This is a genomic window from Streptomyces sp. NBC_00094, from assembly GCF_026343125.1.
In the GTDB taxonomy this organism is placed as follows: Bacteria; Actinomycetota; Actinomycetes; order Streptomycetales; family Streptomycetaceae; genus Streptomyces.
The window spans coordinates 3,071,521-3,084,242 of record NZ_JAPEMB010000001.1; the positions used below are offsets into that span (position 1 = coordinate 3,071,521).

General features: G+C 72.8%; 8 protein-coding genes and 1 tRNA gene. 4 read left to right on the forward strand and 5 right to left on the reverse strand.

Annotated features, from left to right (window positions below; all coding sequences use genetic code 11):
- Window positions 1-29: 29 nt before the first annotated feature.
- Entirely contained in the window at window positions 30-1,523 is a 1,494-nt protein-coding gene (locus tag OG580_RS13260) for an MFS transporter (protein ID WP_267043874.1), read from the reverse strand.
- 290 nt (window positions 1,524-1,813) lie between these two features.
- Between OG580_RS13260 and OG580_RS13265 the strand changes: the two genes are divergently transcribed.
- Window positions 1,814-1,885 (forward strand) — tRNA-Cys (locus tag OG580_RS13265).
- A gap of 117 nt (window positions 1,886-2,002) precedes the next feature.
- On the opposite strand, the gene OG580_RS13270 is transcribed toward OG580_RS13265, so the two are convergent.
- The 3 genes from OG580_RS13270 to OG580_RS13280 are packed head-to-tail and all read right to left on the reverse strand — an operon-like array spanning window position 2,003 to window position 5,455.
- Complete coding sequence (locus OG580_RS13270) at window positions 2,003-2,644, reverse strand: hypothetical protein (RefSeq protein ID WP_267043875.1); 642 nt, start codon at window positions 2,642-2,644, stop codon at window positions 2,003-2,005.
- Window positions 2,645-2,678: 34 nt separating this feature from the next.
- A complete protein-coding gene (locus tag OG580_RS13275; RefSeq protein ID WP_267043876.1) occupies window positions 2,679-5,012 on the reverse strand; it encodes a DUF6571 family protein in 2,334 nt (777 codons plus the stop codon).
- A 14-nt stretch (window positions 5,013-5,026) separates the two neighbouring features.
- On the reverse strand, window positions 5,027-5,455 hold the full coding sequence (locus OG580_RS13280; RefSeq protein ID WP_267047990.1) for a hypothetical protein: 429 nt from the start codon (window positions 5,453-5,455) through the stop codon (window positions 5,027-5,029).
- Window positions 5,456-6,048: 593 nt separating this feature from the next.
- Between OG580_RS13280 and OG580_RS13285 the strand changes: the two genes are divergently transcribed.
- The 3 genes from OG580_RS13285 to OG580_RS13295 all read left to right on the forward strand — a co-directional run bounded on the left by OG580_RS13285 (window position 6,049) and on the right by OG580_RS13295 (window position 11,355).
- Window positions 6,049-6,900: a serine/threonine protein kinase gene (locus tag OG580_RS13285; protein ID WP_267047991.1), complete on the forward strand. Its 852-nt coding sequence runs from the start codon at window positions 6,049-6,051 to the stop codon at window positions 6,898-6,900.
- Window positions 6,901-6,993: 93 nt separating this feature from the next.
- Window positions 6,994-9,177: a PQQ-binding-like beta-propeller repeat protein gene (locus OG580_RS13290; protein ID WP_267043877.1), complete on the forward strand. Its 2,184-nt coding sequence runs from the start codon at window positions 6,994-6,996 to the stop codon at window positions 9,175-9,177.
- 75 nt (window positions 9,178-9,252) lie between these two features.
- Window positions 9,253-11,355, forward strand: coding sequence for a protein kinase (locus tag OG580_RS13295; protein WP_267043878.1), 2,103 nt, complete (start codon window positions 9,253-9,255; stop codon window positions 11,353-11,355).
- 96 nt (window positions 11,356-11,451) lie between these two features.
- On the opposite strand, the gene mycP is transcribed toward OG580_RS13295, so the two are convergent.
- Window positions 11,452-12,711, reverse strand: a complete 1,260-nt coding sequence (gene mycP / locus OG580_RS13300; protein WP_267043879.1) for a type VII secretion-associated serine protease mycosin — start codon at window positions 12,709-12,711, stop codon at window positions 11,452-11,454.
- Between the last annotated feature and the right edge of the window lie 11 nt (window positions 12,712-12,722).

The following is a 12,722-nucleotide window of genomic DNA, read 5'->3' on the forward strand; positions in this document are numbered from 1 at the left end:
ACCAGTGGGGCCATCTTGGTACTAAATGCTCAGCCCTGCACCCGCTCCGCCTCCAACCGCGTAGCGACCCACGCCCCCACCGCCGCCACCCCCGCCATCGGCAGGAAGACCGCCGCGAAGGCCGCCGGGTGGGAGCCCGTGGCCGCGTGGGAACTCACCGCGTGGCCCGCCGCGCCGCCGCCCAGGGCGGCGAAGGCCGCGCCGCCGGCGGCGAGGAGCAGGACGTTCGAGAGGCCGTCCGAGATCTGGAGGGCGGCCGAGTTCGCGCCCGCCTCCTCCGGCGCCGAGAGCTTCATGAGCAGCACGCTCGTGGAGGCGATCACCGCGCCCATGCCCAGGCACCCGAAGGCCCAGGCCACCGCGACCACCCACACCGGCACCGCAGTGATCAGGACGCTCGGCGCCGCCGCGATCGCGAGGGCGACCAGGACCATCCCGGCGACGACCAGCCGTTCGCGGTACGGCTCCGTCCACGGCCGGGACTGGATCCACGAGCCGAGCGCCCAGGTGAGACCGCCCACCGCCAGGGAGAGCCCGGCCAGGGTCACGCTCAGGCCGCGCTGGGTGACCAGCATCAGCGGGACGAAGGACTCGGCGGCGATGAAGGACCCGGCGGCGATGCCGCGCAGCAGGATGACCGAGGGCAGGCCGCGCTCCGCCCGGGAGGTGCCGCGCGGGAGCAGGCCGCGAATGGCGGGCACGAGGAGCGCGACGCCCGCGGCGGCGGGGAGCAGGGAGAGCCAGCGCAGCTCCTGCCCCGCGTACTGGAGGAGTCCCGCGCCGGCCGAGATGGCGAGCGCGAGTCCGATCTGCCGCCGGTCCCAGGGGGCGACGGGCGCCTCCGGGTCCGCGGGGCCCGAGGCGGTCCGGCGTATCGCGGGGAGGGCGAGGGCGAGCGGCAGGACGACGAGGGCGGGGATGCCGACGAAGACCCAGCGCCAGCCGAGGTGCTCGGTGATCGTTCCGGAGGCGAGCGGTCCGACGACGGAGGGCACGACCCAGCTCGCGGCGAACGCGGCCATGATCGCGGGCCTGAGGTGCTCCTCGTACGCCCGGCTGACGATCACGTACAGCGCGACGATGACCAGACCGCCGCCGAGCCCCTGCACGGCCCGGCCGAGGATGAACATCAGCATGCCGCCGGCGGTCCCGGAGAGGAGCAGTCCGGCGGCGAAGGCGGTCATTCCGGTGGCGAGGGATCCGAGCGGCCCCCGCCGGTCGGACCACTGGCCGGCCAGGACCATGCCGAAGAGGCTGGTGGTGAAGTACGCGGAGAAGGCGAAGGCGTAGAGGGAGACGCCGTTCAGCTCGCGGGCGGCGACGGGCATCGCGGTGCCGACGGCGGTCGCCTCGAAGGCGATGAGCAGGACGACGGAGACGATGCCGATGCTGAGCGCCCGGTGGTCGCCGTCGAGGACGGACCCCTTGGTGTCGTCGTGTGCGGCGGCACGGGGTTCGGGGAGGTCGGCGATGTCGGTGGCGGCGGCATCTGCGCCGGCGTCACGGGGTTCGAGGGCACTCATTCCCCCAGAGTAAGAGGTGAAGTGCTGAATGACCCCTGTCAGGAGTCCCGGTCACGCTCGGTCCTTGGACGTACGACCGGACGTGAGGACAGGGCAGGCCCGGGGCGCGACCGGGCCCGACCGGGGCAGACACGGGGCGCGACCGGGCCCGACCCGGGGCAGGGCCCACGCCGTACCCGCGCGCGACTGTGAACGGCGTGTGGCAGCGGTATGGCAGTCGCATGGCACGGCCCCGGAACCCCTTGAGCCCCTCCCGGCCCCCGCCCTACGGTCGTACCAGTGCACAACACGACCGTGTGCCCGAGTGGTTCAGGGGCTCGCCTGCAAAGCGAGTTACGTGGGTTCGAATCCCGCCACGGTCTCTCATTCCCCCTCCGCAGGCCCCCGTAGGCCTCCGCAGGCCTCCGCAGGCCCCCAGGCCCCCCATGGGAACAGGCGGCGGCCGAGCGCCCCACCGTGAGCGTCGGCCCCGCCGTCCCTCACTTCACGGGCTTGAGCACAGGCTCCCCGGTGAGGCCCGCGTCCCCCTCGCAGCCCAGTTCCCGTGCGACCGCCAGGCCGACGGAGTGCAGCACCGTGAGGTTGGCCTCGCGGACGGCGGCGGTGTCCTGCGGGAACGGGGGCCCGACCTCGACCGTGCCCCTGATCCTCGCCGGACGCTCCTGCGAGCCCTTGAGCCGGGGGCTGACGCACTCCAGGAAGAGGTAGGCCCTCTTGGAGCCCGCCCGCGCCTCACGACCCATGTCGTACGCGTACAGGCCGGCCGACCGCGTCTTCCCGAAGAGGTCGCTCTCGTCGTACAGGCCGAACTGGACGTCGAGCCCGCGGCGCCCGTCGGCGTCCTGCACCTCGCACATCGACGGGTGCGACGTCCGCCGCTCGCCCTTCGCCTGGTCCTCCTCCAGCTGCTCCACGGCACGCCGGAGCCCACCGCTCCCGGCGGGGTTGAACGTCTTCGTACCCAGCACCGTTTCGAGCCCCTCGGCCGCGCCCTGCGACAGCGTGCCGTCGCACTGCTGCGCGGCGGTGACGCGCGGCGGCTCCTCCTCGCCGCCCGTGCAGGCGGTGAGGAGGACGCAGAGGGCCAGCCCCGCGGTGACGGACGTGAGCGTTCTTGCCATGGCGTTCCTCATGAGCGGTCGAGCGGTCGGGGGATCAGCCGGTCTCCGGGGTGTTGCCCGTCTGGTTCGCGTGGTCGTTGCCCTTCGCGTAGCCGCCGTCCACGGATTCGATCATGTTCTGCTTGAACTCGCTGCTCACCTTGTCGCCGTGCTGCGCGAGGAACCGCTCCATCGGCGACTCGGCGCTGTAGCGGCCCGCGGTGTAGAGCTCCTTCGTGTCGTCGTGGATCTGCCCCTCGGTCTTGCCCTTGTGGTCCTCGACGGACTTGTCCGACCAGTCCCCGATGACCTGACCGGCCAGCTGCTCCATGACGCCGGAGCCGGTGTCGACCGCGAGCGGTACGAGGATGGCGGCCGCGCCGACCGCCGCGGTGGCGGGCAGGAAGGCGACACCGGCCGCGATGCCCACCGTGGCGCCGAGCTCCACCCAGCCGGCCTTCGCCGCCTGCGCCTTCTCGTACTCCTCGTGCTTCTTCATGCCCTCGGCCTCGACCTGGTTGGCACGCGACTCGTCCAGCACGCCCTGCAGCGTGGCGCCCGTGTACACGGTGGCGCGGGCGGCGCCCTCGTCGATCTTCCCGTCGGGGCCGACCTGCGCCTCCAGCACACTGGTGGTGTAGAGGCGTTCGGCCGTGGAGACCGTGGCGTAGGCGTCCGGGTGCTGACCGAGCGTGGACAGGAAGTCGATCGCGCCCTCCCGCCCGAACTCCGGGTGGGCCCCCGGCATCTTCGACGGCGCGAAGACGCTCTCGGGGTCGTTCTTGGCGAGGGCCCAGTTGAGGTCGTCGATGTAGCCGGCGCCCATGTTGCCGAGGCTGTCGGCCATCGAGGACTGGTACTTCTTGAGGAGCTCCGGGTCGCTGCCGTACTTCTCGACGACCTGCGTCATGATCTCCGCGCTGGTCTCGTCGCGCTTCAGCTCCGGCTTCGGGTCGTCCCAGCCGTGGCCGAGCGTCGCCGCCTCCAGGGCGTGGCCGAACGCGTCGGGCATGTAGTCCGCGGACTTCTTGGCGTCGTCGGGGTGGTGCCCGTCGATGTCGGGGAAGAAGTCGTACTTGGCGTCGGCGAAGTAGTCCAGGTAGTTGGTCTGCTTCCCGTCCTTCTTCGGGTCCAGGTCGACCGAACCGCCGACGCTGCCGTCCTTGTTGTACGAGGTCGGCTCCTTGGAGAAGTACTCCTTGGCCGCCTCCGGGCTGTGGCCGAGCGCCTCCAGCATCGAGATCATCGGGTCGAAGCCCGAGCCGTTGACGCCGGACGGGTTGTACTGGTTCTTCAGCCAGCCGCCGCCCAGCGGCTTGCTGTCGGCGAACATGTACGGGTCCTTGGCGTGGAGCTGGGTGACGTGCTCCGCGATGGGGACCACGAACTTCGGGTCGTAGTTGCCGAAGCGCATGATGCCGCCGAGCAACTGGTAGCCGAAGGCCGGGTTGTTGTCGTACTTGGCGAGGGGGATGCGCTCCGTGCCGAGCTTGCGCATGTCCGCGGACCACTTGTCGGTCCAGGCGTCGCCGCCCTGCGTGGCCGTCGCCAGGTTGAGACCCAGGTTCTTCTGGAGCTCCTGGACGTCCGCGAGGCGCTCCTTGTCGACCTTGGAGTACTCGTACGTGTCCGTGGACAGCTGCCCGAAGAACTCCAGGGAGCCCTTGGGGCCGAGGCCGTCGTAGAAGGTCCTGGAGAACTCCTTCGAGCCGCTGTTGTCCTTCAGCAGCTCGTTGAGGCGCATCAGCTCCTCGTGGGAGATGTCCCGGCCCTTCTTGGCCAGGTCGACGGCGCGCTGCGCCTCCTCGGCGTCGAGGCTGGTGTACTTCGGGCCGCTGAAGTTGTGCTTGTCCCCGGTGATGTTGGCCTTGAGCGCGTTGGAGCAGGACACGTCGGCGTCGTCGCAGGTCTCGACGATGGTCTCGATCCGCTTCTGCATCGCCGCGATGTCGGCGCGCTCCTTGCGGCACATGTCCTGGAAGTCGGGGTCGTGCCGCATGCCCTGGTCCTTGGTGGAGGACAGCGGCTCCCTGGCCTCGACCGTGCCGTCGGACTTCACCAGGAAGCCCTTCGCGGGGGCCTCCGTCTCGGCGATCGTCTTGAGGTCGTCCTTCGCCTTCTTGAAGGCGTTGTAGCCGTCCTCCAGGACCTTGTGGATGCCGTCGGCGGCCTTGGCGGCGTCGTCGAACTCCTTGGCGGTCTTGTCCACGAACGGCTTCGTGACCTCGGCGTTCACGCCGCGCCAGTAGTCGTCCTTGGCCTTCGCCGCCATCGTCGTGCGGGCGTCCTCGGCGAGCTTCTCCAGCTTGCCCTTCATCGCGGACCAGTCGTCGGATGCCGCCTTCATCTTCTCGAGCGGCGCATGGACGACGTTGTCGTAGGTCAACACAGCAGGGCCCCCGCCTACTTGAAGTATTCGTTGATCTTGGACGCCGCGAGGGACGCCCGGATGTCTTCCTCTTCCTTCGCGTGGGAGGCCGCGCTGTAGTCGAGGTGGTTGGAGATGTTCGCGCAGGCGTCGAGCAGCGTGTTCAGCTGCGAGCTCCACGTCTCCTGCACCGTCGACATCGCGGATCCCGTGAGGAAGCCGTTGCTGGACATGCCCGTCGCCGCTTCCGTGGTGTTCGTGCGCGCGTGGTTCCCGTCCTTGACCAGCCGGCCGTGCAGCGCGTACGCGGCGCTGCCGATGGCCCCGAGCTTGTCCTGGTCGACGCTGAGGTCGGCGTTCCCGCCGCCCCCGCCACCGGGCTCCGGGGCGACCTGGTTGAGTCTCATGCTCACGCTGGTCGTGGACGTGGACCGGACCGACGCCCACTCCTCTTCGAACGACATGCTCTCCCCCGTGCGGTTCGTGCGGTTCATACGGTGATCGTGCGGTGATCGTTCCGGCTTCGCCTCAGCAAGTTCCGTGCCCGCGGAATCATGGGCGATCGTAGTCGCACGGCCATCCGTTCGAGCACTCCCTACCGGGAAATCCCGTACGGAACGAGATCTTCACGACGCTTCACGGCACGCTCATGCCCACTTCACCTTCGCAACTCCGGACAGCCCTGGGCGTTCCGGGCCCGCCCGCGGCCACCCGGCCCGGCCCCGCACAGCCCCGAGCCCCCGACGCTCCCCGGTCCCTGCCCCGCCGGGCCGTGCGGCCCGGCGGCCTCGATAGGCTCGTCCCACCCCGGGCGGCCCCGGGGACGTCGCAACGACAGGCGTGACGGCAGCCGCAACGACAGGGGGACGCACCGGTGGAACGGTCGCGCACGCAGGGGGAGTCCGCACGCCGGAACGCCCCGGACCGGTCGGCGGACCCGGACGGACGGAACGCCCCGGACGGAACGGCGCCCCACGCGCGGCCCGCGGCACAGGGACAAGGACAGGGACAGGGACAGCCGAACGCCCAGGCCCGGCCCTCGACCCCGGACCGGCGGATCGGCCCGTACCGGCTCATCACCCGCCTCGACCCGCCCGGCTCCGCCGTCCCCTGCCGCCGGTTCGTCGCCCGCACGCCGGACGGCGACCGTACGGTCCTGCTGAGCGCCCCGCTGCCCGGCGCCGACCCGGCGCGCTTCGCCGCCGAGGCAGACGCGGCCCGGCGCCTCCTCGGCCCGTGGATCGCGCCGGTGTCGGACGCGGCCGAACCGACCGCCCCCGCCTGGTACGCGAGCCCGTACGTGCCGGCGCTCCCGCTCCCCGTGGCCCTGGCCGTCCACGGCGGCCCCCTGCCCGAGGCCACCGTCCGGGCCGTCGGCGCCGCCCTCGCCGAGGGCCTCGCCGCCGCGCACTCCCAGGGCCTCACCCATGCCGGGGTCTCCCCCGCCGCCGTCCTGCTCACCGCCGACGGACCCCGGCTGAGCTGCTTCGGCGCGGTACGGGCGGCCGCGGCCGACGGCGAACCCCGCACCGGTCTGCCGGGCCTCGACCCGGGGGCGCTCGCCCCGGAGCAGGTCTCGGGCGGCAGGCCCCGCCCGCCGGGCGACGTCTTCGCGCTCGGCGCGGTCCTCGCGTACGCCGCCACCGGCCACACCGTGCCCGAACGCGAGGAACTCCCGCCCGCCCTGCGCCCGGTGGTCGCCGCCTGCCTGGCCCGCGACCCGGCCGACCGGCCCACGGCGGCGGCCCTGATGGCCTCGCTGGCGCCGGCGACCGGGCACCAGACGGTGCTGAACTCGGCCGGCACCCTGCTCACCCCCGGCTGGCTGCCGGGCCGGGTGGTCGCGGCACTGGCCCGCCAGTCGGCGGAACTGCTCGCGGCCGAACTCCCCGAGCCCGCCCACCCGTAGCCCCACCCGTAGCCCCACCCGCAGGCCCCACCCGTGGGCCCGCGCCCACGCCCCGCCCCTGCCCCACCTCCTGGATCTGACGGACCTGACCTCATGCTGTCGCCCCTGACCCACGACGACCCGGCCACCGTCGCCACGTACCGCCTCCTCGCCCGCCTCGGCTCCGGCGGCATGGGCACGGTCTACCTGGCGCGCACGCCCGGCGGCCGTACGGTGGCCCTCAAGACCGTGCACGCCCGGCTCGCCATCGACCCCGCCTTCCGCGCCCGCTTCCGGCTGGAGACGGACGCGGCGCGGATCATCGGCGCACGCCACGGCGCGGCCGTCGTCGACGCCGACCCGCTGGCCGAAACCCCTTGGCTGGCCACCGAGTACGTCCTCGGTCCGCCGCTCGACGACGCCGTCGCGCTCGGCGGCCCGCTCCCCGAGCCGACGGTCCGCGCGCTCGGCGCCGCGCTCGCCGGAGCCCTCGCGCAGCTGCACTCCTCGGACGTGGTCCACCGCGACCTCAAGCCCTCGAACGTCCTCGTCACCGCCTACGGCCCGAAGATCATCGACTTCGGCATCGCCCGAGCGGCCGGCGACGACCACCTGACCCGCACGGGAGCGGCGGCCGGCACACCCGCCTACATGTCCCCGGAGCAGGCGAGCGGCACGGAACACCCCCCGGCCGGCGACGTGTTCGCGCTCGCGGGCGTCCTGGTCTTCGCCGCCACCGGTCACGGACCCTTCGGTACGGGCTCCCCCGCCGACCTCCTGTACCGCGTGCGCTACGCCGAGCCCGACCTCACCGGCGTACCGGAGGCCCTGCTGCCGCTCCTGACGGCCTGCCTGTCCAAGGACCCGGCGGCCCGCCCCACGACGGGCGTCCTGGTCGACCATCTCCACGACGGCCACGGCGAGTTCGCGGACCACCTCCCGCCGCTCGTCCTCACCGACATCGCCCGCCGCGCGACCGACGTCTGGCTCCAGTCCCCCCACCGCCTCCCGGCCCCGGCGGGCGCGTCCGTCGCGGAGACCACCCCGAGCACCCCCCTCTCCCGCCGCCGCGCCCTCACCCTCGGCGGAGGCTCCCTCGTCGGCCTCGCGGGAGCGGGCGCGGGTGTGTGGGCGTGGCTGGGGTCGCGGGAGACGGCCACCACGGGTACGGGTGGCGCGCCGGCCCCGACCGGCCCGACCGCGATCCCCGCCACGACCGCCTCGGACGGCGCCCCGGCGGCGCTGTGGCAGGGCGAGTCCCTGGACCGCGAGCAGAGCACGACGCAGCTGCTCGCCGGGGACGTCGTGGGGTTCGCCGAGACCGTCTCGTTCCGGGCGCTGGACCCGCGGAGCGGGGCCGTGCTGTGGGAGGACGGCATGGTGATGGATCCCCAGCAGGTCACCACGGACGGCACGAACTTCTACGTGTCCGACGGCCCCAACAATGGGCCGGGCTCCCTCCTGATCCGGACGCTCTCACCCCGTACCGGCAAGGAGACGGCCCGGACGATCCAGCTGAAGGGCTTCGAGGGCACCCAGTTCGGTACGAAACTCCTCACGGCCTCCGGCGGGCGGCTCTTCGCCACCTCACGTCTCGGCAGGCAGACGGACCCCCTGGAGGAACGGGACAACGGCTGGCACCTGCTCGCCGTCGACCTGCGCACGGGCAAGGAGCTGTGGCGCCGGCCGTATCCGTACGGCAACGCCCGCCGGTGGCTCTCCCTCGTCGTCGGCGACCGGCTGCTGCTCGGCAAGAACAGCGACGACCTGGAGTCCTTCGTCGTGGAGACGAGGGACGTGCGCACCGGCCGCCAGCTGTGGCGGCGGAGCATCCCGCTCGAACAGTCCCTGTCCTTCATCCCCGGCCAGCTCGCGGCCGACGACCGCCACCTCTACCTCGGAGGTGACCGTCTCCGGGCGGTGCGCCTCACCGACGGCGGGACGGCCTGGGAGTACGGCAAGGGTTCCGTCTTCGGCGTGCCGGCCGTCTCGGGTGGTCTCGTCCACGCGAACGAGGCCGGTCGCGGGCTCGTCGTCGTCAGCGCCGACAAGGGCGTCCGGAGCTGGCAGGAGGAGCCGTCCGGGCGCAGTCTCACCCCGGCTCTCCTCACCGTCCCGGTGGTCGGCGAGAAGTACGTGTACGCGCCCGTGCAAGGCGGTCTGAGCGCGATCGACCGGGTGACCCGCCGTTCGGCCTGGGTGTTCCCGACGGACGCCGAACGGTACGTCGTCGACGCGACACGGACCCGGATCCTCGGAGCGGGCGAGACGTCCGTCGTGGCGATCCCCTTCGCCTGACCGCCCGTACCGCCCTCTCACCCCCTCCCTCCCTCTCCCCCTCCCCGGATCGTTCCCACCGACTTGGAAGCCCACGTGACCACACAGCCCCTCGCCACCGGAGACCCGCTCCGCCTCGGCCCGTACCGCCTCCTCGGCGTCCTCGGCGAGGGCGGCATGGGCAAGGTGTACGTCGGCAGGGACGCCTCCGGTACCCCCGCCGCCGTCAAGGTCCTCCGCCCCGAGCTCGCCCATGACCAGCACCTCGCCCAGCGTTTCGTCCGCGAGGCCGACATGGCGCGGGCCGTCACGAGCCACGGCGTGGCCCGGGTCCTCGACGCGCAGACCGAGGGCGGACGGCCGTGGATCGCCGCCGAGTTCCTCGCCGGTCCGACGCTGGACGTGGCCGTCCGCGCGTACGGGCCGATGGACGTGCCGACGGTCCGCGCCCTCGCCGCCCACCTCGCCCGGACGCTGCACGACATCCACGCCGCCGGGCTCGTCCACCGCGACCTCAAGCCCGCGAACATCGTGCTCACCTCGACCGGCCCGCGGATCATCGACTTCGGCATCGCCCGCCCCGAGCACGGACTCACGCTCACGACGACCGGCCAGATCCCGGTCACCCCCGGGTACGGGGCCCCGGAGCAGGTCCTCGGGCAGCGCGTCGGCCCGGCCTCCGACGTCTTCTCGCTCGGCGCGGTCCTCGCGTACGCGGCGAGCGGCCGGCGCACCTTCGACGCGGGTCATGTGGCGGCGGTGCAGTACGAGGTCGTCCACGGCACCCCGGACCTGAGCCTGGTGCCGCCGGAGCTCCAGGAGCTGATCGGCCCGTGCCTGGCGAAGGACCCGGCGTTCCGCCCGGCTCCCCCGCAGGTGGCCCAGGCCTTCGCCCCGCCGAAGGGCGCCGACCGCGCCTGGCGCAAGGGCCCGCTCGCCGAGGACATCAAGCGGCGCGAGACGGCGACGAAGCGTCTGGCGGCCCCCGAGGACACCGCCGTACCCTCCTCCTCGCCGTCCCGGCGCCGCTTCCTCACCGGCGCGGCCGTGGGCCTGGCGGTCCTGGGCGCGGGCGGCGGGGCGGGCGCCTGGTGGCTGAACCGCGAGGGGACGAAGTCACCGACCGCCGACGTGCCGCCCGCCGTGGCGACACCCGAGGCGGCGTTCATCTCGGTCATCGACGCCCGGCTGGGCGAGACCCCGAAGGCCCTGTGGGGGCCGCTCGACGTGATGACGGAGGAGGGTGAACTCCCCCTGCCCGTACGGGACGTGCTGGTCGTACGGGCGAAGGCGGGCGGCCTGCTCGCCCTCTCCGTCACGAACGGCGAGGAACGGTGGCGGGCCGACGACATCGACGCCGACGCCGGTTTCGTCTCCGTCGCCGGCCGACTGGTCGTGGGCGTCGACGCGAACGGCGTCGCCCATGCCTTCGTCGCCTCCACCGGCAAGCCCGTCTGGCAGTCGCAGAACGACGTCGACAGCCTCCTCGCCGCCGACGACACCCACGTCTACCTGGTGACGAAGGGCAACGAGGTGCGCGCCGTCGACGCCTGGACCCTCACCACCGCCTGGACGCGCCCCATGGCGTCTCCGCGCTCCCCGAGCGGCGCCGCGAAGGCCGCCGTGGGCGGGAAGCGGCTCGCGATCCACGGCAGGGACGGGCTCGTCACGGTCCTGGACACCGGGACGGGCGAGACGGCGTGGAAGCTCAAGGGCCAGGGAACCCACGGGCAGGCCCCGGCGATCGGCGGCAACACCCTGTACCTCGGCGGCCAGTTGCTGATGGCCCGCCGCCTCGACAACGGCTCCTTCCTGTGGAAGGAGGACAGTCAGGGCTTCAGCAACGAAGAAGTGGGCTGGGGCAGTCCGACGGCGGAGGAGGAGTCCGTCTTCGCTGTCGACGGGTTCACCGCCCACCGCTACAGCACGCTGCCCGAAGCGCGCTCCGCGTCCACTGACTGGACGGACTACCTGGACGGCCTGGGCGGCAACATCACCGCCCCCGTCGTGGAAGGCGCGACGGCCTGGCTCCCGGCTCCGGACGACAGCTACGTCCGCGTGGTCCACAAGGCGACCAAGCGGCCCTTCTTCACCATGAAGAGGGACGGCGGAGGCTCCCACGAGCTGGCGAGCGACGGCAACCGCGTCTTCATCGCCAGGGGCGGCCGGATCACGGCGATGCCGGTGTACGGGGCCTGAGACGGCTCCCCTCCCGGCCGGGGCCACCCGGGCAAGGCCACCCGCTCCCGGGCGAGGCCGCTCCCAGGCGGCCCCGCCGTCGGCGCGTGACCGCCCTCAGCCCCGCCGCGAGCGCCGTACGGATACGGCGACAGCGGCACCGATCAGCGCGGCCGCACCGATCCCGAGGCCGATCCAGAGGCCCGTGCCGCCACCCTCGTCGCTCGCCGCCTGGGCGTCGGGAGCCGGCGCGGGCGCGGCGGGGGACGACCCTGACGGGGTCGGCTCCTCCGACGGCCGGCCTTCGGAGGAGGGCGTGGCGGACGCGGTCTCCGGGGCGGCCTCGACGAGGTCGTCGATGGGCCGGACGTCGGCCGGGCCGGGGTCGCCGGGGGTCTTCAGCGTACGGAGGGGCCGGATGGCGCCGTAGCCGACGAAGTCGCTGCGCTGCTCGCCCCCGGTGGGCTTGGCGACGGTGTTGAGCATGACCTTCAGGACCTGGTTGTTGGTCCAGTCGGGGTGCTTCGACCAGAGGAGCGCGGCCGCGGCGGAGGCGAGGGCGGTGGCGTCACTCGTACCGACGGACACGCACATGCCCGTGTCGCTGCCGCAGGCGTGCACCAGGTCCTTGCCGGGGGCCACGATGTCGACCTGGCTGCCGTGCTGGGAGGTCGGGATGCGCAGCATCTTGTCGTCGACGGCGCCGACGCCGACGACGCCGGGGGTGGCTGCCGGGTACTCGACCTGGTTGCCCTTGTCGGCGGTGTTTCCGGTGGCCGCGAAGATCAGTGCGCCCTTGTCCAGGGCGTACTTCACCGCTTCGGTGAGCTGCGTCGAACCCGCCGTGGCGCCCTGCGAGATGTTGATGACCTTCGCCCCGGAGTCGGCGGCGTAGCGAATGGCCTGCGGCACGATCCGGTTGAACTCCGCGTTGGCCGCCGCCTGGCTGGTGTCGCCGATCTCCGCGCTCGACACGCGGACCGGCAGGATCTTGGCGCCCGGGGCGAGCCCGTAGGCCCCGTTACCGCCGTCCCGTGCGCCCGTGCCGGCGATGAGACCCGCCATGCCCGTACCGTGCCCGGTGTTGTCGGTGTACTCGTCTCCCGACGTGTCCGGAGAGAAGTCCTTGCCCTTGAGGATCTGGCCCCTCAGGTCCGGGTTGTCCTTCTCCACACCGCTGTCGAGGACCGCGACGGTGACGCCCTTGCCCGTGCTGAGCTGCCAGATCTCCTCGGCGCCCATGGCGTCGAGGTGCCACTGCCGCTGGCGGAAGTTCTCCGCGTGAGCGGGCACGGATGCGATGCCCACCAGCAGCATCCCCAAGGCGGCCGAGGCGGTGACACGGGCACGGCTCCGACGAATACTGCTGGTACGCATCTGCTTCCTCG

Excerpts from the sequence above, each read along its gene's own strand:
- OG580_RS13290 (WP_267043877.1), top strand. The coding sequence starts at position 6,994 with ATGCTGTCGCCCCTGACCCACGACGACCCGGCCACCGTCGCCACGTAC.
- OG580_RS13270 (WP_267043875.1), bottom strand. The coding sequence starts at position 2,644 with ATGGCAAGAACGCTCACGTCCGTCACCGCGGGGCTGGCCCTCTGCGTC.
- OG580_RS13280 (WP_267047990.1), bottom strand. The coding sequence starts at position 5,455 with ATGTCGTTCGAAGAGGAGTGGGCGTCGGTCCGGTCCACGTCCACGACC.
- mycP (WP_267043879.1), bottom strand. The coding sequence starts at position 12,711 with ATGCGTACCAGCAGTATTCGTCGGAGCCGTGCCCGTGTCACCGCCTCG.
- OG580_RS13260 (WP_267043874.1), bottom strand. The coding sequence starts at position 1,523 with ATGAGTGCCCTCGAACCCCGTGACGCCGGCGCAGATGCCGCCGCCACC.